The 22,635-nt window shown below is 63.3% G+C and carries 21 protein-coding genes; 16 read left to right on the top strand and 5 right to left on the bottom strand.

Features of this window, described 5'->3' with window-relative positions; translation table 11 throughout:
• Positions 1-8: 8 nt before the first annotated feature.
• Both traD and mobH read right to left on the bottom strand, forming a co-directional pair.
• Positions 9-2,156, bottom strand: a complete 2,148-nt coding sequence (gene traD / locus AABE10_RS11835; protein WP_342933431.1) for a type IV conjugative transfer system coupling protein TraD — start codon at positions 2,154-2,156, stop codon at positions 9-11.
• Between the two features lie 22 nt (positions 2,157-2,178).
• Positions 2,179-4,347 carry a MobH family relaxase gene (gene mobH, locus AABE10_RS11830; RefSeq protein ID WP_342933430.1) on the bottom strand — a complete coding sequence of 723 codons (2,169 nt, stop codon included), beginning with the start codon at positions 4,345-4,347 and terminating at the stop codon, positions 2,179-2,181.
• Positions 4,348-4,966: 619 nt separating this feature from the next.
• Between mobH and AABE10_RS11825 the strand changes: the two genes are divergently transcribed.
• The 8 genes from AABE10_RS11825 (at position 4,967) to AABE10_RS11790 (ending at position 12,193) form a co-directional block, all read left to right on the top strand.
• Positions 4,967-5,485 (top strand): lytic transglycosylase domain-containing protein, encoded by a 519-nt coding sequence (locus tag AABE10_RS11825; protein ID WP_342933429.1) that lies wholly within the window; start codon positions 4,967-4,969, stop codon positions 5,483-5,485.
• On the top strand, positions 5,482-6,537 hold the full coding sequence (locus AABE10_RS11820) for a CpaF family protein (protein ID WP_342933428.1): 1,056 nt from the start codon (positions 5,482-5,484) through the stop codon (positions 6,535-6,537). The genes AABE10_RS11825 and AABE10_RS11820 overlap by 4 nt, the downstream gene beginning before the upstream one ends.
• A gap of 213 nt (positions 6,538-6,750) precedes the next feature.
• Positions 6,751-6,951, top strand: coding sequence for a hypothetical protein (locus AABE10_RS11815; protein WP_342933427.1), 201 nt, complete (start codon positions 6,751-6,753; stop codon positions 6,949-6,951).
• A gap of 23 nt (positions 6,952-6,974) precedes the next feature.
• A complete protein-coding gene (locus AABE10_RS11810) occupies positions 6,975-7,331 on the top strand; it encodes a VirB3 family type IV secretion system protein (protein ID WP_342933426.1) in 357 nt (118 codons plus the stop codon).
• On the top strand, positions 7,325-10,027 hold the full coding sequence (locus AABE10_RS11805) for a conjugal transfer protein TraC (RefSeq protein WP_342933425.1): 2,703 nt from the start codon (positions 7,325-7,327) through the stop codon (positions 10,025-10,027). The genes AABE10_RS11810 and AABE10_RS11805 overlap by 7 nt, the downstream gene beginning before the upstream one ends.
• Positions 10,020-10,823 carry a conjugal transfer protein TrbJ gene (locus AABE10_RS11800; protein ID WP_342933424.1) on the top strand — a complete coding sequence of 268 codons (804 nt, stop codon included), beginning with the start codon at positions 10,020-10,022 and terminating at the stop codon, positions 10,821-10,823. The genes AABE10_RS11805 and AABE10_RS11800 overlap by 8 nt, the downstream gene beginning before the upstream one ends.
• Positions 10,824-10,841: 18 nt before the next feature.
• Positions 10,842-11,144, top strand: a complete 303-nt coding sequence (locus AABE10_RS11795; protein WP_342933423.1) for a hypothetical protein — start codon at positions 10,842-10,844, stop codon at positions 11,142-11,144.
• 20 nt (positions 11,145-11,164) lie between these two features.
• On the top strand, positions 11,165-12,193 hold the full coding sequence (locus AABE10_RS11790) for a type IV secretion system protein (RefSeq protein ID WP_342933422.1): 1,029 nt from the start codon (positions 11,165-11,167) through the stop codon (positions 12,191-12,193).
• 2 nt (positions 12,194-12,195) lie between these two features.
• Here AABE10_RS11790 and AABE10_RS11785 read toward each other — a convergent pair whose 3' ends face one another.
• A complete protein-coding gene (locus tag AABE10_RS11785) occupies positions 12,196-12,465 on the bottom strand; it encodes a hypothetical protein (RefSeq protein WP_342933421.1) in 270 nt (89 codons plus the stop codon).
• Positions 12,466-12,540: 75 nt separating this feature from the next.
• Here AABE10_RS11785 and AABE10_RS11780 point away from each other — a divergent pair, with 75 nt between their 5' ends.
• Genes AABE10_RS11780 through AABE10_RS11770 form a run of 3 tightly spaced genes read left to right on the top strand, consistent with a single transcriptional unit; the run spans position 12,541 to position 15,670 of the window.
• Positions 12,541-13,296, top strand: a complete 756-nt coding sequence (locus AABE10_RS11780) for a VirB8/TrbF family protein (RefSeq protein WP_342933420.1) — start codon at positions 12,541-12,543, stop codon at positions 13,294-13,296.
• A 29-nt stretch (positions 13,297-13,325) separates the two neighbouring features.
• Positions 13,326-14,324 carry a TrbG/VirB9 family P-type conjugative transfer protein gene (locus tag AABE10_RS11775; RefSeq protein WP_342933419.1) on the top strand — a complete coding sequence of 333 codons (999 nt, stop codon included), beginning with the start codon at positions 13,326-13,328 and terminating at the stop codon, positions 14,322-14,324.
• A gap of 2 nt (positions 14,325-14,326) precedes the next feature.
• Complete coding sequence (locus AABE10_RS11770; protein ID WP_428983300.1) at positions 14,327-15,670, top strand: TrbI/VirB10 family protein; 1,344 nt, start codon at positions 14,327-14,329, stop codon at positions 15,668-15,670.
• A gap of 194 nt (positions 15,671-15,864) precedes the next feature.
• Here the strand turns inward: AABE10_RS11770 and AABE10_RS11765 are convergent, their stop codons facing one another.
• A complete protein-coding gene (locus AABE10_RS11765) occupies positions 15,865-16,500 on the bottom strand; it encodes a TetR/AcrR family transcriptional regulator (RefSeq protein WP_342933417.1) in 636 nt (211 codons plus the stop codon).
• Between the two features lie 118 nt (positions 16,501-16,618).
• Between AABE10_RS11765 and AABE10_RS11760 the strand changes: the two genes are divergently transcribed.
• The 4 genes from AABE10_RS11760 to AABE10_RS11745 all read left to right on the top strand — a co-directional run bounded on the left by AABE10_RS11760 (position 16,619) and on the right by AABE10_RS11745 (position 21,218).
• Entirely contained in the window at positions 16,619-17,371 is a 753-nt protein-coding gene (locus AABE10_RS11760) for an SDR family NAD(P)-dependent oxidoreductase (RefSeq protein ID WP_342933416.1), read from the top strand.
• Positions 17,372-17,598: 227 nt separating this feature from the next.
• Positions 17,599-18,777, top strand: coding sequence for an aminotransferase class V-fold PLP-dependent enzyme (locus AABE10_RS11755; RefSeq protein WP_342933415.1), 1,179 nt, complete (start codon positions 17,599-17,601; stop codon positions 18,775-18,777).
• 535 nt (positions 18,778-19,312) lie between these two features.
• A complete protein-coding gene (locus AABE10_RS11750) occupies positions 19,313-20,338 on the top strand; it encodes a type IV toxin-antitoxin system AbiEi family antitoxin (protein WP_342933849.1) in 1,026 nt (341 codons plus the stop codon).
• 31 nt (positions 20,339-20,369) lie between these two features.
• Positions 20,370-21,218 carry a nucleotidyl transferase AbiEii/AbiGii toxin family protein gene (locus AABE10_RS11745; RefSeq protein ID WP_342933848.1) on the top strand — a complete coding sequence of 283 codons (849 nt, stop codon included), beginning with the start codon at positions 20,370-20,372 and terminating at the stop codon, positions 21,216-21,218.
• Positions 21,219-21,258: 40 nt separating this feature from the next.
• Here AABE10_RS11745 and AABE10_RS11740 read toward each other — a convergent pair whose 3' ends face one another.
• Positions 21,259-21,678, bottom strand: coding sequence for an ACT domain-containing protein (locus AABE10_RS11740; protein WP_342933414.1), 420 nt, complete (start codon positions 21,676-21,678; stop codon positions 21,259-21,261).
• Positions 21,679-22,001: 323 nt separating this feature from the next.
• Here AABE10_RS11740 and AABE10_RS11735 point away from each other — a divergent pair, with 323 nt between their 5' ends.
• On the top strand, positions 22,002-22,394 hold the full coding sequence (locus tag AABE10_RS11735) for a helix-turn-helix transcriptional regulator (protein WP_342933413.1): 393 nt from the start codon (positions 22,002-22,004) through the stop codon (positions 22,392-22,394).
• Positions 22,395-22,635 lie beyond the last annotated feature (241 nt).

Here is a 22,635-nt window from a genome sequence, read left to right as displayed (position 1 = left end):
CCCAATCGTCAGAACCCGGCACCCTTGCCTTCCACGGCCCAGGGACCTGAGTTCGAGGTTCGCGGCCGAGCATCCTCATCGACCGGCATGAAGCTGCACACCGTGCCACCAATGGCATCAGGCGATACGCCTCCCGAGTCATCGAATGGCGAGACGGCCCGGACATACGACGCATAGCGGGAGCGCATGTCAGCCACTACATCATCGAGCCCCGGCAGCCTGACCGGGTCCTGCGCGTCGAGCAATGGCAGCCGCACTTTCACAAGCTGGCCGCCCTCGACGAGCGCGAACGCCTGGCCCTTCGGCAGCTGCGTCAGGTCCGACGCCTGCAGCATCGGTACCTCTCGCACCGAGATCTGGTCGTGCGTCTGGGCCGTAAAATGCACGCCCTCGCCGCGCTTCACCGCGTCCGTCGCCGACGACGCCAGCGTCAACGATTTCACGTCAACCATCGGAAGCTGGTCGGTCAGGATCTTCGCGGTGGTGACGTACTTCACGCGCAGCATCACAAGCGTGTTGAAATTCCCGAAGATCTGTTCGGCCTTCGCCCGCGAGCCGATCCTGGCTTCAAGATCGGCGCTTGTCTGCGTGTAGGCCGTGACCTGATAACCGGCACCACCCGCCTTGTTGACCATAGGCACGAACTCATCGCCGACCAGTTCGTTGAATTCGTCGGCGTGGATCGACACGCGCCGCCGACCGCTGGCCGTGCTCTGTCCGTAGCTGTGCCCATATTTGTAGATGCGGCCCGCGGTCGACGTGAGATCCGCGAACATCGCGTTGCCGACCACGCCCGCGACCTCGAAGTCGGACAGCGCGTCGAGCCCGACATAGACAATGCCGCCGCGATCCATCACGCGGTTCCAGTCGAACACGGGGCGCGGATCGTGGGGGTCGTCATAGTCAGGCGACAGCAGCTCCGATGTCCGGCCCGTGGTGAGCTTTTCCAGGAGCGGATAGAGCGACGACACGAGCTTGTCGAAATACGAGCGCTCGTTGCTGATCACCGACAGCAGCCCATTGGCGATCGGATCGGTCCAGCCCTGCTGCCGGATCAGGTTCGCGACCTGCAAGACTTCCTGGTTGCGTTGCAGACGCATCGCCTGCTTCGCCTCTTCCTTGTCCAGCGCCTCCAGCCCCTCCTCCCAACCCGGATGGTTGCGATCGAGCCAGAAGCGGAAGTACCGTAACGCGAGGCCATCGATGTTCACCGCGTTCTGGTAGATCATCTCGTAGGTCGGACGGATGCCGAGCGCACTCATGGCGCGGGCCATCACGTTCACGAAACGCCAGACGAAGTCACGGAAAGCAGCCGACTGGCCATCCTTGGGCAGGTTGCCGGCGATGCGTGTCGCCACCTCCGTGATCCGCGAGTACGTGCCAATCGGGCTGTAGCGCGCTGATTTGTCAGGATAGCCCAGATGGAAGAACGTGAACTCGCTTTCCCGCCCGGAGCGTTTCGCCTCGGCGTACATGCGCAGCAACAGATCGACGTCGCCCTTCGGATCGAACACGATCACGATGTCACCGCGCCGGATGTCCTGGGCGACGAGCACTTCACACAGCCGCGTCTTGCCCACGCGCGTCGTGCCCAGCACCGCCATGTGCCCGACGCGCTCGCCAATGTCAAACCAGACGTCCCGCTCGTCCGGTTCGACGCCATGCAGGGCGGGTTCTCCTCCAACAGGCGGCAACGGCGCCACCGGATTCCACCACACCTGGCGCCGCGTCACTTGTGCGATCCGGCTTTCGGGATACCGACGCTCATGATCGCGCGCCCGGTCGTACAGGTCATTGCGGGCAAGCAGCCGGCGGTTTTCGGGAAAGCGCGCCTGGTAAAGCCGCTGCGTGTGAATGACGCTCCACCGAAAGCCTCGCCCGAGAAACACCTCGCTCGCCGAGTTCGGAATCCCGGCCGCGGGAATGACATATTGCGGCAGGCGCCGCAGGTTGCGCTGGAACCGGATCAATCGCCCTGCCTGTCGCCCGCGAACGCAGGCCAGTGACAGGAGCGCAAGCGTCGTGACGCCGCCCGTCGCGGGCGTGATGAGGAAGAGCGCCGGGTGGGACCAGAGGATGCCGGTTGCAGCGAGCGCAGCCACGGAGGACAGCAGTTCAACGGGCCTGCGAAAGAGGTTCTCGACCGGATATGCCATCGCCGCGGTCCCGGTGCGCAGATCACACTTCCGATGACTCAGGTGAATCCGAGTCTTCCGCTGCGGCCGCTTTCTGCTTCGACTGGATCATCGCGTTCGCCGGCGGCACGGGATTGAAGAACCGCTCCGGCTCGGGAACCAGCATGACGGATAGCTGCCGGCCGCCCGCGCCCTTGATGGTGTAGTGGAGCAGATAGGACCGGCCGGCGCCGCCAGCATCCGCTGTCACCGGGTAGCCGGACTTCTGGAAATCGCGCTGAACCTGCTTCCACGGCTCCGTGGTCCGGCAATCGTCGGTCGGGGCCTGCCCGATCGCGTCAGGATGCGCCTGCGCGAAATCCCGGAAGATGGCCGGTGTCACAAGCAGCATGCCCTCCGGCACAAAATGCACACGGGCCATCGATTCGTTGTAGGGCAACGCACCGGTCGCGATACCCTCCTGCACCCAGGCCATGAACCGTTCGGCATTGGGCCGCGGCTGCCGCGCCCCCGCGCGGGAGGCAATGGACCGCGGGGGAACCCGCGCCTTCTCGCGCGGGCGAACCGGCGCACTGACCTGATCCGGTATGGGTACTTCGTCGCTGCCTCTGCCGTGTGCAATGACCGATTCGTCATCGGGCACGGCGGCGCTCTCGGCGTCGGGCAGGTACGCCGGCTCACCCTTGTTCATGGACGGCCCAACGGCATCGAAAGCGGCGCGCACCTGCGGCCCTGGCGAGTCATTGGCCGATTTACGGTGATCGCGCCGATCCCGATCCTCGCGCGCGATTGATGCCGCGGCGTCCGACGCGCAGACGCCTCGATCGACTTTCGTCGTCACTGGCTCCGCGACCGGGGATGACGCTTGCCCGGCAGGCTCTGCTGGCGAGGTCGTTGTACCGCCATCAGCAATGTCGGCTGATTCAGATGTGGAGCTCGGCTCGGCGCTCACTGCGATGACCTGAACAGAACCCGCAGGCAGCGCACGCGGATAGCGAGCAGATTCGGCGTAGAGCCGGTCGAGCGGAAAACGCAGCACGGTGAAGGTCTGCCTCCAGCCACCGATCGTCACCGTGATCGTCCAGATGGCGCCGCCCTCGGGCGTGGGCACAAGCGCACCGTATTCCTGCCACGTGTCAAAGAGCCGGTTGTTGTCCGCCGGAATCCCGGCCGCGCCGCTGCGTTGCTCTTCATGTGAAGTGAGGTAAGCCCGAACCGCCTCGGCCAGCGTTTTCGCCACGCACCACAGGGATTCGCCGTCGCAATAGCCGGTGGCTCCCGCACGGTTAAGCGGCACGCCGCCCTCGGTCAGTAACCGCCGCAACCCTTCCATTAGCCGCTCGATCAGCGGCACCGCACGCGCCGTCGCAAACCGCGTACGTGGACCGGCAAGCAGGTTTTCCGCGACCGACCGGCGATCGGCGTCGCCCACGATCTTCGCGAGCGCACTGTCTTTCGAGCTGGCCTCCCCGGACAGGTAGGCCGCCAGTTCCTGCAGCACAGGCGGATACTGCGCCATCCAGCTCAATGACGCTGGTGGCACGAGGCGCTGCAGCAGCACAATCGCAAGACGCGAATGGGCACCGTAATCGCGCTCGCCAGGCGCCGGAAAATCGACGCGATACCACGCGCCACCCTGCTCGTTCATGCTGCCCGCCATCGGCACCCAGGCACGCACGTCATGCCCGGCGGCCAGTTCGACCTTCAGGTCCGCGAGCGGCTTGCCGATGTCGTGCAGCAGCGCGCCGACCAGCACCGCGTAACTGCACCGCGCGCCATGCTGCATCTGGTCTTCGGGACTTGCACCGAGCGGCAGCCGGTAACCCTCACGGAAATGCAGTGCATAGCGCGCCACCTCGAGCAGGTGGACGAGCAACCCGCCCGGTTGCGCGTGATGATGCGACTCCGACGCCGGCAGAAGCTGCACGAACTCCGCGAGCCGCTGCAGGAAGGGTTCGAGGTCACGTTGCTCGCTCGCAGATGACAAGCCGAGACTGCTGGCGATACGCCGGACCGTCCCCTCGACGCCCGTTCGCTGGATCAGCTCGCGATATCCCAGTACCGGCAGATACTGCGGCGAAGGCGGCACGCTATGCCTGAGAGGCGGCGCGGGGGGAACCGATGACGACACCGGCAGCGGTGCCAGCGGTGTCGCCAGCTCCATCGGCGCTCGCGGCATTTTCAACCAGTTAAGCGCATTGGCAAAAGCCATGTAGGGTTTCCGGCAGAACGGGAGACGGGAGTGACCTCGGTCATGGGGCGCGCGACTCAATGCGTCGCATGGTTCAACCGTACGCCACTGTCCCGCACCGCCTGCCGCAAATGGCTGCACGAAAACGTGCCGCGTCGCGCAGTCATGCTGCCGGGCGGTGAGCCTGTTTCCGGGGCCGCCCACCAGTCCTTTCCCGGCCTCGTGCGGCAAGGCCCGCGGCGTTTTTCTCCGTTGCTGCGCAACCCTGTTTTGCCCTTAACCGTTTGCGCCTTTGAGCGGGTGATGCGATTCCTCCCAGCATCACCCGCGGCCTTTGGATTGGGCCCTTCCCTTTACAACGACCTTTGTTCCCCTTGCCTTTGCGGCTTTCGCTGGATGCCTTTGTCCCGCACTGGACAGCACACATGCCTCAGGTCCCGACCAATGGCACTGGTGCGAATAACCGCGCGCCCCGCATCGTTTCCGTGCAGGCATTCCTGCCGCCAGACCCTCTGCGCTGACTACAGTGAAGCCGTCAGTCCTTCCCCCTGGACTGACGCGCGCTGTTGACCTGCCGGGGCGCACCCCGCTCCTGGCAGGTCCTTTTTCTTCAAGGCGGTCCCCACCGGATGAGGTTGACGTGAAGCGTGTCCGCATGATGCCCCTGTGTGCATTGCTCGTTGCTGTGACGAGCCGCGCCGACTGCCTCGACGATGCTGCGCGGTTTCATCACGTCAATGTCCGCCTCGTGCGCGCGATCGCCACCGTCGAATCGGGACAGCGCGCCAGCGTCGTCCATCTGAATGATGACGGCACCACCGACATCGGGCTCATGCAGATCAACAGCCGCTGGCTCACGACGCTCTCGCGCTTTGGCGTCTCGCGTGCGGGCCTGCACGACGTCTGCACCAATGCCTATGTCGGTGCATGGATCCTGTCGCAGAACATCCGGCTCCTGGGACTCACCTGGGATGCCGTCGGTGCCTACAACGCGGGTTCGCACGCGAAGCGCATCGCCTATGCGCGTCGCGTTTACCGCGAACTACGCGTCGTTTCGCCATCCATCGCCCGGGATCAGCAAACCGTGACTGCCCGTCCTTCCAGTTCGAGCTTCGTCGCCCGGCTTTTTGAGCCCATCGGATGGGGAAACGGGCAATGAGCCGGCTCACGTACGAATACGCGATCGCGGTACTGAACGATTACCTCGGTCCCCTGCAACGGATGCTCGCCGATCCCGACGTACAGGAAATCATGGTCAACCGCGCCGACTCGATTTTCGTCGAGCGCAACGGCATCATCTCGTTCGTCGCCGGGTGTGACGTAAATCCCGACGCGCTCGATCGCGCCATCACGATCCTCGCCAATGTCAACGCGAAGGCGCAGACCCCGTTGCTGGACGCGCGGCTGCCCGGTCTGCGCCTCGCTGCCGCCCGCCATCCGGTTGCCGTTCACGGCGACATGATGTCAATCAGAAAACATTCGCGCCGCCGCATTGGGCTCGCTGACTACGAACGCAGCGGCACCTTCGACGTCATCCCTGGTGCGCCGTCGACCACCCGTCAACGCAGTGCCGCGGTGCTTGAGCGTCTGGCTTCGGGCGGCGCCGCGCTGCGCGCGTTCTTCGAATGGGTCATGCGCGAGCACATCAACGTCGCGTTCTCCGGCGGAACGTCTTCCGGCAAGACGACCCTGCTCAATGCAATGATCGATGCGTTGGCGCCAAGCGAGCGCATCGTGACCATTGAGGATACGGCCGAGTTGCAGGTCCATGCGCCGAACCATGTGGCACTGGAGACCAACCTCGGCATCACGATCCGCGACCTCGTGCGCTTTTCGCTGCGCATCCGCCCTGACCGGATCATCGTCGGTGAAGTGCGCGGCGCTGAAGCGTTCGACCTGATGGAAGCGCTCAACACGGGTCACCCCGGCTCCATCGTCTCGTTTCATGCCGACTCGGCCGATACGGCACCTGCGCGGCTCGAATCGCTCATCCGCATGAGCGACGAAGGGCGCCTCATGACCCTCACCGACCTGCGCCACAAGATCGCCTCGACGTTCCGCTTCTTCGTGCATGCCGAGCGGCAGGGCGCGGTGCGCGGCCCCGTTGAAATCCGCGAAGTGCTCGGCGTCGAACACGACCGTTACCGCACGCGCCGTCTTTTTTCCCGCTACGCAGACTACGCCAACGTTGAGGAGGCAGTTCATGCCTGAAACAACACGCAATGCCCGGGGCGTCAATCCCATGCGTCGCGCGATCTCCATGGCTCTCGACGGGGACCACACAGTCCGCACGGCCTGGCAAGGCGTCCTGCTGCGGCATGAACGTCCCGTACGGGCGCTGCTCATGGCGCTCTGGCTCGGATCGGTGCCCATCATCGCGCACGCGGGCATCTGGAACGGGGGCTGTGCACCGTCTATCAGGACGTGCTCGACAACGAGCTGCTGGAAGTCGTATCGCTTTCCGCACTGGTCGGCTCGATTGTGCTGTGGCTGCTCGACGATGGTCGCAGCAACATCAAGACACACGTGCTGCGCGGCGTGCTCGGCACGCTTGCGATCCTGAACATGCCGCTGCTGTGGGCACAGGTCTTCAACCACGGGGCGGCCTGCACGGGCACGCTCTGACGGGCAAACCCGGGGAACAGGCAATGGACAACCAGCACGCCGACCACCGCGATGCCACCGGCGACCCGGGCGATCCGCTCGCCGCCCGTATCCGGAAGACCATGCTCGAACAGTTCCTGCTGCTCGGCATCGATCGCCGCTGGTGTATCGCCGAGGTGGCCATCGTCGTCACGTTCGCCGCCGGCATGCGCAACGCGTGGGTACTGCTCGCGGTGCTGGTGACGCACCCGTTCCTGTGGCTTGCCGTGCGGCGCGATCCGGACCAGATCCGTTGCTACACCCGATACAGTCGCCAGGGCGACTATTACGAGCCGCGCCAGCTGCTGCGCCAGAAGGTCAATGCGCGTCCAAACGGATTTGCGCGGGGATTGCCATGCTGACACCGACCTATGCCCGCTCGCCGTTCGACGTCGAATCGCTTGCCCGCGTCGCGCAGCGCACCGACGGCGATCGCCGCTCGACCGCTGAACTGGTGCCGTGGCTTTTCCGGTTCAGCGATTCGCTCGTCATCAACAAGGATTCGGCGTTGATGGCGACGTACGTGTTTTCGGGACCGGACGCCGATGCGCTGTCCACGGGTCATATCCTCGAACTGATGGATAACCTCATCACGTCCCTTCGCGACATGGCGCGCCGACCGGTCACGATGTGGTGGACGGTGCATCGCCGCCGGCGTGCGCAGTATCTCAGCGCACCGATGCCAGATCCGGTTTCGCAGCAGGTGGACGACGCACGGCGGGCAACGTTCGAGCACGCCGCGAACTACGTGAACCGTCATTACGTGACGTTCACGCTGGCGCCCGAGGTCGGCCTCGACCGCTTCGCCGGCAAGGTCACGCACGGCATGACGCACGACGGGCTGTCCGTCGCCCGCTCGCTGATCCAGGCCGTGCGCGGCACATTTTCGGACCAGTACCTGTTCGCGTACACGGCGTCGGAACTCGCCGCCGTCGTCGAAGCCTTCGAACACACTCTGTTCGGCTTCGTGGCCGGCAATCCGCGCCTCACCTGTCAACGGCTGTCCGGTGAGCAGCTGGGCGCCTTCATGCATGCATGTGCGTCGCCCGCCAGTGATCATCTGCAGGCAGTACCGGTCCCGGACACCCCTGCGCTCGACGTCGCGATGTGCGATACGGAAGTGCGCCCCGGTCACGACCATCTCCACTTCTACGCCGGTGGCCGCCAGCGCTACGGCATCGCCGCAGGCATTCCGGCACGCCGCGACTTCTGGCCTGATAGCGTCCTGCCGACCAGTCTCGACGGCCTGCTCAAGGTGCCGGGCGAAGTGACCATCAGCCATTGCTTCCGGCTCACGTCACCCTCGGCGGCGATGCGCTTCATCGACGGCGTGCGCCGCTATCACGAGGGACGCCGGCTCGATACGCGATCGCTACTTGCCGCCACGCTGCGCGGTGGCGACCTGTCGGGCGCGCGACAGAACCAGGCGCGCTCGGCAGCCGCGGACGAAGCGAACCGCCGGGCCGGCAAGGTCGAGATGGCCGAAGAGCTGTACGGGTACTACAACCTGTCGGTGCTGTCGTACTCGCCCGTGTTTGAAACCGGTCCGTTCAATGACGGCCAGACCGCTGCCGCGGCGTGGACCCACGCCGTCGCTACCCACCAGGCGGTCGAGGAAGCGCTGCGCGCGGCGCACTTCACGCCGGTACGCGAAACGCTGCATGCTTTGTCGGCGTTCGCGACCACCATTCCCGGCATGTGGCGCGAATGCGCGCGGTGGTCGTTCATCGACACCGACGCCCTGGCGCGTCTGCTGCCGCTGCGTGGCGTCTCCGATGGCCACCGCATCAACGCGCATCTGACGAAGGAAACCGGGGTGGTCTGCCCCGCGCTCGCGCCGTTTCCGACCGAGTTCGGCACGCCCTACTGGTTCACCGGATTCCTGGGTGATGTTGGGCACATCCTCGTGTGCGGGCGCACAGGTTTTGGCAAGACGATCTTCATGTTGCTATGCGCGACGCTCTTTCGCAAGTATCCGAACGCGTGGCTGTACGGCTTCGACAAGGACCTGTCGATGCGCATCCCGACGATCCTGCAGGGCGGCCGCTACATGCAGTTCGACAGCGAAGCGGACAACGTTCATGCCGACGAGCGTACGCAGATGAATCCAATGGTGCTCCTCGCCGACCAGCGGCATCTCGAATTTCTCGTCGAATGGATCGTGCTGCTGGTGCAGCAGCGCGGCACCTATTGCGTCACCGCCAGTGACCGGCGCGAACTGGAGACGGCGCTTGCCGCTGTTCGTAGCCGCGGCGACCGGCGACTGTGGCGGCTGCGCGCGGTCCACGCGTCACTGCCCGCCGGGCCACTTGCCGATGAGCTCGGCCTGTGGGTGGGTCAGGCCGTGCACGCGCATTACTTTGACAACATCGACGACAGCTTCGGTGACGTGCACTGGGTTTCGATGGCAACCGACCGGATTCTCGCGAATCCCGTAGTCGCGCGCCCGTTCCTGTCGTACGTCACCTACCGCATTCAGGATTCGCTCGAGCAGCGGCGCGCGAACGGGGTGATCGGCCCGACGCTCGTCATGCTGCCCGAGATCTGGAACCTGCTCGACGATGAAGCGTTCGCGAAGCAGATCGGCAACTGGATCGTCACGATGCGCAAGAAGCTCGGCTGCGTGTGGATGGATGCCCAGTCGCCTGAGCAGGTGTCGTCCTCGGCGATCTGGCCGCAGATCCGCGACAACGTGCTCGTGCGTGTGTTTGTGCCCGTGGAGAACTTCACGCCGTCCGCGAAGGCCGCTTATCAACGGGATTTCGGCCTGTCGGACGGTCAGATCCGCACCATCCAGAAGCTGGTCGCAAAACGCGACTACTTTATCGCCGAACAGGGTGGCGCGTCGCGCCGCATCTCGGTGCCGCTCGAAGCCCGCACGGTCGCGATCCTGCGCTCGGAAATGCGCGCGCAGATCCTGTTCGACAGGCATCTGCATTCGGGTCGTCCGGACTGGAGGGAAAGATACGTCGACGCAGCGACGGCGTGCGGCGATCTCGCTCCTGCGGCCGCTCCTGAGGTTGATCTTGATGTCGATCCCGAGGTCGATCATGCGTGACACCTTGCTCTCGCGCGTTCGCGTTTCAGTCGCCGTCGGCCTGCTTCTGTTCATCAGCACCGCCCGCGCGGGTGGTGGCATGACCGGCGGCGCCACCGAGATCACGCAGCTCCTGAACCACGCGGAACTCGCCTCATCGGTGGCCCAGCAGGCGCAGATGGTCGAGCAGAATGTCCAGGCGCAGATCACGCGCCTGCAGCAGTACGTGACGATGGTCCAGAACCTGAAACAGGTACCGGCGTCGCTCATCGACCAGACCATCGCCCCCTACCGCACGCAGATTTCGAACTTCCAGTCCCTGTCCTCGGCGATCACCCAGCTGCAGCAGGCGGCCAACGCCACAGGTGGCCTCTTCGGGCGCAGCCTGTCGGAGATGAACACAACCGGCATGTCGCCCGCGCAGTGGCTGTCGGCCTACACGTCGCTTGCCTCGACGCGCGGCGGCATTTACCAGCAGCAACTGACGCAGGACATGCAGAACCTGGACGCCCTCGCCGCTCGCGCGCAAAACCTGCAGCAGATCCAGTCGCAGATTCCCAATGTCACCGGCAGCGTGCAGGGACTGCAGATGCTGAACCAGCAGTCAAATGTCCTGGCCGGCGAAATGGTGGACCTGCACGCGCTCATGCAGCGCCAGGTCGCGCAGCAGATGCAGGACCGCGCTGGCCAGGCGCAGGCCCAGGGCAACGCGGCCCAACTCGCCGCCGCGCGGGCCGCGACAATGGGCCAGGCCAACCAGCAGGAACAGCAGACGACCCAGGGTGCGCCCGACTTCAACCTGCTGCAGGACCAGTAATCCGGAGGCCAACCAACCATGTTGCTGCGCTGGCTGATCCGCTCCCTCTGCAAGACGCCAGCCGAACTGCGTGCCGTACTCGCAGCCGTACGCGCTTATCGCAATTACCGCGCTTACCTCGAGTACCGGCCAGGCATCGATGCCGGGCACAACGAAACGTGGCGTTTTGACCGGCGGATCAGCCGAAGCGTCCGGCTGTCGCTGCTCACCGGACTGCTGGTCGTGCAGGCCGACAGTCCCCAGGTGTTCGCCACCGGCTGGCTCGCCCTGCCGCTCGCTGCGATGCTGGCAATGGCGCGCCTTGCAGGCGCCCTGCGCTGAATATCAGGAAAAACCGCGCCATGAATGACGTCATCTCGGTGCTCAACACGCTGTTCGCGACGATGCAGGCGAAAGGCATGAGCCTGCAGACGCTGTTTCTCTCCGATGGCCTGGACCTGCTTGCGGCGCTGGGTCTCGTTATGGCCACCTGGCACGTGTTCCTATGGCTGCTCGAAGGCGACTTCCCCAGCTTCTTCGCGAACCTCTTCCGCCATCTGATCAAATGCGCGGTCATCCTGGTGCTGCTCACCGCGTGGAGCACCACGGTTCACAGCTATTTTGTCGACAACATGCAGACGATGGCCTCGCGCGTATCCGGCGGCGACGGCAATCCCGGCGACCTGCTGCGCGCGCTTGTCAATGCGGCATCGACCATCATGCAGGGGGTGCGCACCGAAGCCGCGCAGATCTGCGAGGAAGTGCCCGACGTCACGCCCGACGGCGTGGTGATTCCGAACACCGCGCATCAGGAATGTGGTGGCGCGAGCGACGCGGGCGCGAACTCGGCTGACTTGAGCTCGATCTGGACGCTCATCAGGAACCTGCCGCTGGTGCTGCTTGCCTTCCTCGCGAAAGCGCTCGCGATCATTGCGATCACGCTGATGACATTGATCTTCGTGGTGGTCGTGCAGTTCGGCTCGTTCCTGCTCGATATCGCCTTCTGCCTCGGGCCGGTCCTGATCCCCTGGTATGTGCTGCCCGCCGGCGAATTCCTCTTCGACGGGTGGATGCGCTTCACGATTTCGGCGGGCCTCTTCAAGGTCGTCGCGTGGCTGATGATGGCAATCGTCTACAGCGGCGTGCTGCCAGGCATCCATGGGCTCGTGCAGCAGACGGCGACGCAAGTCGGCACGAATAGCGATGCGTATTACGCGACGAACTACCTCGCGATGCTGGCGCTCGCGCTCGTCTGTGGCGTAGGGGCTTTCATGATGTGGCAGGTACCGGATATCGCACGTGCTGTCGTGTCCGGCAGCGGCGGTGGCAGCTCTAGTGGATTCGGCAAGGGGATGATCGGCCGAAACATCACTCCCAAGTCATTGAGGTGAATTCAATGGTGGCGATGCTTCGCGCTTTGCTGAATCACGAAATTGATATTCCGCTCTTCGTCGAGCCGGTGTTGACGCTCCGTGTCGGCGCGCAGCGATTCTTCCCTTTCGTGCGGGCTGGTGCTCAGCCACGCCCAAGCGATGAAGACAACCGCGCCCGTCAGCATCATCGCGACACCGAAATGCTGCGCGCCGACCTGATACAGGACGAATGCCGCAAACAGAAAAATCGGCAACACGAAATACAGCAGGATGATCCTGAGTCTGGCCATGGCTGCACCTTTGCAGCGGGTGAACTGGGTTTCAGTGTAGCACCCAAGGCGCGGGCCTGCGCGGAGGCATGAACGATGGACAAACAGACACCATCATCGTGTCCACCTCGTGCTGCCCAGACCGGCGGAGGCACCGCTGATCTCTGCGCCCCGCCGAACACAGGAGAAGCGGTGACCGCATGGTTCGCCGCGTTCCAGCGCCCTCTCTGGGAAAAGCGTCTCGCGATCAAGATCGCCGCTGCCTTTGCGCTCATCGCAGCCGGTGAATGCGCAGCACTGATCGTGCAGGGCAGGCATAGCGGGCCCCGTCCCTATTTCGTCGAGCATGACGAGAAGAGCGGCGCCGTGTGGGTCTCGGACCGTTACGCCGAAACGTATTCGGCGACTGCGGCGAACAGGCGCTATTTCCTCGTCAAATGGGCCTCGCGCGTGTTCACGATCGAGGCCGACAGCCAGGACACGCTCACACGCCAGATCCCCGCAGCGGCCGGCTGGACCTCGGGTGCCGCGACCCGAGAACTGGAGACCTGGATCACGGTAACGGATCCCGTCGCACAACGCGTCGTACAAACGCCTGGGCTTACCCGTGAATTCGTCGAGAACTCCACATCGTTTTCGCCCGACGGACAAATTGCCTACCTGATCTTCACGCTGATCGAGAGCGTGAACGGCAAGCCGTCGCGACCGAAACAGATGCTGCTCACGATCAGCTTCCTGCTCGCGCCCGAAACCCTGAAACCCGGCGAGGAGAAGGACAACCCGATCGGCCTGCGCATCACCCATTTCAGTCTCACGCCCTACCTCGGCGTCAATCCGGGAGCCACGCAATGAAGGTCATTGCCTCCGCCACATGCGTCGCGATGCTGCTCGGCGCCGGCATCGCGACCGCCAATGCGCAAGCCGCATCGCAGGTCCCGATCGCGTCGTCCCCGCTGCCACCGGGCCTGCTGTCCATGGCAGAGAAGCAACCGGACGTGGCAACGCCACATGCTGGTTCGTCGTCAACACCGCACCGGCGACGCTCATCGCAACATGCCGCCATCAATGGTCCCTACCCTGCGCCCGACGACGCGTCGCTCGTCGTGTACGACTACGATCCGGACTACTCGTATCCGGTGGCCGTTCGAACCAGTCAGGAAACCCACCTCGTATTCGCGCCTGACGAGGAAGTCACCGGCGTCTATCTGTCAGATACCGGCAAGCGCTGGCTCGAACATACAGCCCTCACAAAACGCGACGTGTTCATTGAAGCGCGCCTGCCCGGACTCGAGAACGCTGCCACCGTCATCACGACGCGGCGGCGATACGAGCTCGACCTGCGCTCGTCCGATGATGGCAAGGTCTATCACCGGGTCTCGTGGCACTACCTCGATGTCGATGCGCAGACAAAGGCAGGACAGGTTTCACCGTTCGGCATCGAATACGCGGCAAACGTGCCCGCTAGCAACGCTGCTGGAGGCTCCGACAGCGCGACGCCCGATGGACAACCGCTATCGGGTATGGCGAGGCCAGCTGGCCCGCGCGTTGCGCTCGACCATGCGAACTTCGACTACCGCGTCGAGGGGCATGCGCCGTTCGCCCCGGTGATCGTGTTCGACGACGGACGATTCACCTACCTCCAGCTTCCACATCAGGCTGAACTGCCGGCCATCCTGCTGATGGATGACAAGGGCGAAGCGGAGATTGCGAGCTTCATTCCGCTCGGCAACGACTTCTACGAGGTGCAGCAGACCGTTCCGTACGGGCTGCTGCTCAAGCGTGACAAGGAAGAGGTGCGGATCTTCAATGGCCGGGGCGAAGGCTGCGGGCTGTTCGGCTGCGATCCGGCGCGCATGAAGAACGTCTACGGGAAGCCCTGATCATGGCGGCGCCTGAAAACAGCGGTCACGGCAGCGCGCCGCTCACGCCTGAGCCTATACGTCTGACGCGGGTGAGGCGCGATCTCGCAAAAGTGCTGCTCATCGCGCTCGGCTGTGCACTGGTCGCCATTGTGCTCGTCCACGCGCTGTCTCATCCTCACGAGAGCGCTGCCGAACGACGTGCGAGGGAGCAGCTCGACGCTGAGGCCCGGCAGCCAAAGGCATCACCGGATGCGCTACGCAAGCGGCTCGAGGATCAGCGCAATCTCGCGATGGCGCGAGCAGCAAGCGAAACGGCTAGCGCTCCGCTCGGCGGCACGCCGCTTGACGGTATTCCCAAAGGTGTACCCGGCGATGACGCGGGTCCACTTCCTCCACACGATCACACTTCCAGTCAGCCGGCTGCGAACCGCGACGCCGATCGCCTTGCCCTTCAACGGCAGATCGAAGCGATGCAAAGCCAATCGCTCGTTGCGTACGAAGACACCACGCGCGACACACAGGACGCATCGGGACAGAACCCCAATGCGCAGGACCCAGATCGTATCGCAGGGAGCATGGCGAACCTCTATACACAGCCAGCCCCCTCCAGTAGTGCATCAACCGCTAGCGCCGTTGAAACAGAGCGGGCACCAATGCAGCAGGCCGGAGTTGCGAGCAGCATTGACCGGCGCAACGCCGACTGGCTGAAACAGCAGGGAGATCCAGCCGATGAAGAGAAGCCGCTGGTTCCTGTACCGCTCAGGTCGCCGTATATGGTAGTAGGCGGCACGCCGATTCCCACGGTCATCCTGCAGGGCGCGAAAAGCGATATGCCCGGCACCTTCCGCGCGATGGTCGACCGCGACATCTATGACAGCATCGACGGCAGCTGCAAGCTCATCCCGAAGGGCACGCGCTTGCTCGGCCGGACCAACAATGACGTGGCAATCGGTCAGGACCTGATGCTGATGGCCGCCACACGCATGATCTTCCGTCACGCGACGATGCGGCTCGACGGCCTGAGCGGCAACGACCCCGACGGCGAAGCCGGTGTCAGCGCCGACGTCAACAACCACTTTTTCAGGATCTTCGGTTCGACGTTCCTGATCGCGGGCGTTGCCGCCTGGATCGGCCACAACCAGAGCCAGTCGAACGGCACGACGATTAACGTCAATGGCGGCGTGGCGTCGGACCTGACGTCAGCCGCGGCGCAATCCCTGTCGCAGACGACGCAAACCATTCTCCAGCGCAACATGAATATCCAGCCGACGCTCAGGCTGGAGCCGGGTCAACGCATCACGTTCATCACGCAGCGGGACATGATGCTGCCACCTGGCGTTACCGACGGGAGTTGCCATCGATGAAAGATTCAATCACTGTGCTTTCTGCAGCTTTGCTGATCCTCGCTGATGCTCATGTCGGGATTTGCTTACCTTGAAGGCGCCGCAGGCGGCACACGGTCGTGAGGGCTCGTTTGCCATGGTGCGAGGTCGGACCATTCGGACATCGGACCGCCTCCGCAAGCAGCCGCATGTCTCCCTCTGACGCGCTCCGTTCTTTACGAGCGGCCTCGCTTCAGCACCGGTTTTGAAAGCTCAGGGCCTACTCCATAGCGCAATCCGTCGAGGAACAGGGTCACCAGCCTCCAGGCATCGGGCGGCTCGGGACATTCCATCGGAGCGCAAAGCGCTGCCACCGCGCACAAGAGTTCGTCTGGCTGGATGCCTTGACGGATTTCGCCTGCGGCTGCCGCGGCATCAAGGAGGCTCTTGACGACCGGGCGAAGTCGCTCCAGGAAATAGGTCGGCAATGCCTTGAACGCAGCATCGCCGGAATTCAGCGCGGAAGCCAGACCGCGTCTCTTCGTCACGAAATCCACGTAGTGCGCCACCCATGCGAGTAGCGCCTCGCCGGCTCCCCGCGTGGCGCCAAGTTCAACGCCGGCATCGGCGCAGGCATCGACTTCACTGCACAGCGCAGCCACGACCAGGTCTGAGCGCTGCGGAAAGTGGCGATAAATCGTGCCGATGCCTACGCCAGCCTTTTGCGCGATTTCGCGCACCGGTGCATCGATCCCCGAAGATTCGAAAACAGCCAGTGCCGTTCGCAGGAGCGTGTCAATGTTCCGCTGCGCGTCAGCGCGCACGGAACGCGGTGCGGCCTTGCTGGTGGACTTGTTCATCTTGATGGTCAATTCGTTTTTCCCTTGCCAAGCGGAACATGGTTCCGTATAGTCCATAACCGGATCGAAGTTCCGCTTTCATTCTACCGTAAGGGACTCGTTCTCGCCCATCACTTTGAACGGAGCAAACATGCACAGCAAACCCGTGGCACTCGTTACCGGGGCAAACAAGGGAATCGGCCTTCAGATTGCAAAAGATCTGGCGTCGGAAGGCTTCACGGTACTCGTCGGGGCGCGCAGGCTGGACCTGGGCGTCGCGGCAGCGAACAGCGTTGGAGCAGACGCCCAGGCCATCCAGCTCGATGTGACGGATCAGGCGTCGATCGTCGCCGCAGCGAGGCAGATCGAGGACACGCTGGGACGTCTCGATGTGTTGGTCAACAACGCGGGGATCTCACGTCCGATCAAGCCGGGGACGTCCGTTGAAGAAATGAGAGCCGGGGACAAGATGAGCCGCGCAACTGTCGACGATATGCGCGTGGTGTTCGAGACAAACGTGTTTGGGGTTGTCGCCGTGACGCAGGCGATGCTGCCGCTTCTGCGAAAAGCACCGGCCGCCCGCATCGTCAACGTTTCGAGCGCAGGGGGTTCCCTGACGCTGAAGGACAATCCGTCGGATTACTCCCGGCAGTATGTCGGGGTTTATCAAGCGTCGAAAACCGCGCTCAATGCGGTGACGCAGGCGTTTGCCATTGACCTCGAGGACACCGGCATCAAGGTCAATGCGGTCTGTCCGGGGTTCACCGCAACGGATTTGAGCAACTATGCGCCTGGAGCCGGATCGGTCGAGGATGCCGCACTAGAACCCGTTCGCCTCGCCCTGCTTGCCGCAAGCGGCCCGACAGGCACTTTCACAAACGCCGCCGGTCGCCTTCCCTGGTGAGATGACTGGCGTATGCGCCGCTCGCTGTCGCACTCGATAAGGGAGCGCGACAGGGAGCAGGGGCGTCGCTAGCGGCTGCGCGGCACAATATTCTGCGCGCGCTGCCAAAAACCTGATGTTCGTGCGGTTTCCCGAGCCAATTTGGCTACACGGGCCGCCTGTTGCCGGGTAAATTTGTCTTCGGCTTGCAATACCGAGCCGCATCGAACTTAGAACCGGAGCGGGACATGCTCGGCAGTACGCCCTGCGAAACAAGCGTCGAGGTTGATTGGACACGCGTTCGCGAGTCATATCCCGCGCAGCATCCGCTACTCAATCTGAACAACGCAGCCGTCAGTCCGCCGCCGCTCGTCGTCGAGCAGGCGGTTATCGACGCATTCCGTTTCATCGGCAAAAATCCGGACGTCAACATGTGGAGCGGCCTCGATGCACGGCTTCCGGACCTCAAGCGGCAGTTGGCGACGCTTGCCGATTGCTCCGCCGACGAAATCGCGCTGAATCGCAACGCGAGCGAAGGACTCAGCGTTGCGATCTTCGGTATCCCATTGTCGGCCGGCGACCGCGTGCTTGTTTCGCCCTGGGACTATCCGAGCGCATTGCAAGGTTGGCAGCAACGCGAAACGCGCGAGGGGATCGTCGTCGATACCGTGACGTTCGATCTTTTGGCAAGCGACGACGAGATCGTCGCCGCGTACTCGTCCGCGATTCGTCCCGTCACGCGCGTCATGCACCTGACGCACATGATTCACTGGACGGGCAGAGTACTGCCTGTCGCTCGCCTGATCGCGCTCGCGCGGCAACACGGCATCGCGACCATCGTTGACGCGGCGCAATCATTCGCGCAGTTACCCATCAGCGTTCGACTGCTCGGCTGCGATTTCTTCGTGACAAGCCTGCATAAATGGCTTGGCGCGCCCGTCGGCAACGGCATGCTGGTCGTCAATCGGGAATGCATCAACGGGACCTGGCCATTGCTGGCGCCATTCGATGCGACGCTCGATACGATCGACAAATTTGATCACTGGAATCTCGGTACCTACAACTCGGCATTGCAGGCGGGCATTGAGCCTGCGATTCGCTTCCATCAGTCGATCGGCGTCACGAACATTCACGCCAGACTGAGTGCGCTCACTCGCTACTGGATTGCGCGCGCAGCCGACATCGACGGTTTGCGCATTCATACGCCGCTCGACACGGATGCACTGGGCGCGGTGAGCCTGTTTTCCATCGACGGCGTAGATGCGGTAGCCCTCGAGGCGACATTGCGACAATCCTTCTCGGTTCATGTCAAATATCGACGCGTCGGACAGTTGGAAGGTCTGCGAGTCTCACCGCATATCTACATGAACGAAGCGGATCTGGACGTATTTGTCGATGCACTGCGCGCCGCCGTCAAAGACGCTTGACTGAACCCGTCGTTTTCCCCCAGATAACGCCGATTTAGACGCGCGCCGAGAAAGGCTGGCGACCTTTGAGGCTCAGGGCTCAAAGCTCACGTCTCCGGAACGGGACTGCAGCAGTCTTCCGGGTTAGATCGACATGGGTTTGGCTTTTTGCTGCGGCCGTCACCGCGGTCTTTGAGTCTTTGACGAAGTATGCAAAGCTGAGCTGAAGCCGGCCGACAAGCGGCAATTCGACATGCAAGGCGGTCATTGTCATGCACCGTTTGAAGCGTCCGGAACGGGTCGACCCCACACTTCCAGCCAGCTTGACCGTCGGCACAGATACCGGTCGCTCCGATTCAGGCGGCAAAAGGCGCTCCTGCGGCAGCGTCAATACTCGTGACGAGCCATTCCGGCTGAAGAGTCATTTGTCCAAAAATTTCGCTTGTCCACGTTGCGTGGACAAGCCTCATTTTCGGACGGACGCGGTTGAGTCCAAATTTTCATACGATCCACGTGACGTGTACAATGAATAAACTTGGACAACCGCGACCTCGCCATGCATCCGGCCGCCCACGATCTGCCTCCCCTGCTGGAAGCTGCCGCCACCGCGTTCGGCGATGCGACCGGCGTTCCTGTCCACCTGCGCAAGGCCCCACCCCGCTCCGGCGCAGATGCCGTAATGGAGTTCCATCTCGGCGCCCGCCGCTATAAACGCCTCGCGCATGTCAAGCGAACGATTGACCGCTACGGCACCTTGGCCGCTGTCCGCGCGCAGGCCTCGCCGGGCGACGGTGACCGGATCCTGCTCGTGACATCATATCTGTCCCCTAATATGGTCAATGCGTGCCGCGACATGCAGGTTGATGCGCTCGACCTGGCCGGCAACGCCAGCCTTCTTCTAGGCGATAGCGTCATTCTCGTGTCTGGGCGCCCACGCCCGGACAGCGACCTGCAAGCACGTAGCCGGACGTGGACCAAATCGACGCTGCGCGTCGCGCTCGCCCTGCTCGCAGTCCCTTCACTGGTGGAAAAGACCTACCGGGATATCGCACAGGTTGCTGGCGTCAGCCACGGAACGGTCCAGAACGCCATTCACGGCATGCTCGATCGGCGCGACCTCATTGAGCAGCCCAGCGGGCACGGCATGCAGTTCGCCGACCCAGCGCGGCTCATTGATGATTGGACTACGCTGTACCCGGCACTGTTGCGTGGATCGCTTCAACTCGGCCGCTTCCGCACCGACATCCCTGACTGGTGGAAAAGCGTTCCCGAGCTTCCAGACCGGTGCCAGTTTGGTGGAGAGCCGGCAGCCGCCATCCTTACCCAATACCTGAAACCAGCCACGTTCACCGTATACTGTGCGAGCGAGGTACCGAGGGAGTGGATTGCGAAGGCTCGCCTGCGGCCTGACCGCGACGGCAACATTGAATTCCTGAGGTCCCCAATCCAGCTTCAGCCTACGGCTGGACTTCCGCAAAACATCGCGCCGCCCATGCTCGTCTACGCTGATCTCGTGGCGAGTGGCGACTCGCGCAATCTCGAAACGGCCCGGTTAGTGCGTGAACAATATCTCCCCGCTTGAGCCTCGCCCGCATCGCCCTTTCCCCCCCGAAATGGTGGCGCTTCTGCGTGAAGTGGCTGCCGCTGCTTCCGAAAAGGGCATCCAGTGGTTTGTCGGTGGGGCAAGCGCCCGTGACATGCTGCTCACACATGTTCACGACATTGAACCGACACGGGCCACGGCAGACGTCGATATCGGCGTTTCCATCGAAAGCTGGGCCGGGCATGAGGCGCTCAGAGCGCAACTGCTTGCCTCCGGTCACTTCGAGCAACGGGGTAACGCGACGCACCGGCTCCACTACCAGGTGCCGGCAACTGGCGTCAGGACATGGCTCGACGTCGTGCCATTCGGGCGCATCGCGGACGACAGCGGCGAGATCGCCTGGCCACCGGACCATGCGATCCGCATGAACGTGGCTGGCTTCGAAGAAGCGTTACGCGCGGCGGTGCCGGTACGCATGGATGCCGACCTTGTCGTGCCCGTCGCTTTGCTCCCGGCCCAGGCGATGCTCAAGGTCATTGCCTGGCAGGATCGCCACGGTATAGATCGCAAGGACGCGAGCGATCTGCTTTTCTTGCTCGCGTGGTATGGCGAGGCGGGAAACCTCGAAAGGCTGTACGGCAATGATGATTTCGACCTGATCGAACAGCACGACCATGACCCCGACATCGCCGGGGCTGCTCTCCTTGGACGGGACATGGCCGATATCGTTACGCCGGAAGTCAGCGCGCAGATCCTCGCCGTGCTCGCACCGGATGAACCATCACCGCTGATACTCACGCACATGATGGCAAGTCGCATGCGGATTCCCGGAAGCGATTCGACCGAACGTACGGGTCAGCTGTTTGACTCGTTCCGTCGGGAATTTCTCGCGGCGGTTCAGCGTCGCGGCAGCGCATGACGCCCTGGGGACCACGGAAGACCTCCCTGCCCGTGGTCAGCTAGCCGGCCACGCCCTGTGTTGCCCTCACCTGGAGATCCGTCAATTGGGCAAGTGCCTCCGTGGCACGCTCGACGGGCACAAAAATATGATCGTGAAAGGCCGCAGCCACGACGTTGCAGCTGATGCGGGCCTTCGTCAGCGCCTCTGACACCGCGGCAGTGAGCCCAACCGCCTGCAGATCGGAATGAACGGTCAACGTGATCCACGCTGCCCGGAAAAGCACCGGCAAATCCTCGCGTAGCGCGGTCGCCTCATCGACGATGACGGTCAGCCCTTCACTCTCGCGAAACGTCGCCAGAGGCGCGAGCCGAGAAACATCCCTGTCTGGCCGCACCGACGAAAAGACATAGGCGCCTTCATTCAGCTCTGGCCGCATCGACGCCAGCAGCTCTGCAAGATCCGAAACCGGTTGGCTCACTGTGCTCCCTGTACAGGTAGAGGATAAATTGAACAGTACTCTGGCCGCGCCATCGCACGCGTACCCGCGTTGCCCAGATCTATTGTGGCCGAGTCCAGCGAACTAGCCCGGACAGAATGCGCGTGGCAAACGTCGATACGCTGACCGTGTTCCGCGGCCCTGCCCGCCATTAGTCGTCCCGACAGGGGCAACCTGGTTCATCCGCGCCGAGATCGACATAAATTCGTCAGGACATAACGTATTACACATATTTTTAGTTTTCAAGTCCTTCTTTGCTTCCGGCCATCACCTCACACTTGCCGCATTTGAGGGCGGGAGCAGCGGTGACACGGCAGCAAGGCGAGCACGAACATCTGGTCCGCGCAATCGGCAAGGCCATTGCGCGTCGGCGCAAGGCGCTCGGCCTGACCCAGGAACAGCTATCTGAGACTGCAGGTCTCGCCCAGGCGTCGCTCTCCCATATCGAACGCGGCGTCACCTCGCCCAGCATCGAGCGCCTGGCACAGCTCGCAGGCATTCTCGAATGTCGCCTTTCGGAATTTCTCGGTGAAACCGGCACGGGTCCGGCCGACCGGGCCACCCGTATCCATCAGAAGCTCTCGGGGCTCAGCGCGATACAGCAGGATGCGCTGGAACGCCTGATGGATGAGGCCATCGCTCTGGCAACCAACGCACGCCCCGCCGCCAAACGCCGCTTGCGCAAACAGCACACCTGACCGCATGATCGGTCCGCACCACATTGTCCCCGAATGGCGACTGACCGCCACTGGGGGTTCTTTCTAGCCAGCGCGTCAGCGTGCCCCTTCGCGGGTCGGCGGGTGTCATCCCGCACTCCAATACAGGCCAGCCGCACCCGACCACTGGGCTGAGCGGCCGCCCATTCGTTTTCACCATCTCCCACCCGCCAGGCCGCAGGGACGAGGAGTCCCCTGCCGGATTTCAGCCCAGCACTCAAGC

This window comes from Paraburkholderia diazotrophica (assembly GCF_038900755.1).
Lineage (GTDB): Bacteria > Pseudomonadota > Gammaproteobacteria > Burkholderiales > Burkholderiaceae > Paraburkholderia > Paraburkholderia diazotrophica_A.
Note: the sequence above shows the minus strand (reverse complement) of the source record. Positions and strands in the feature narration are given on the sequence as shown.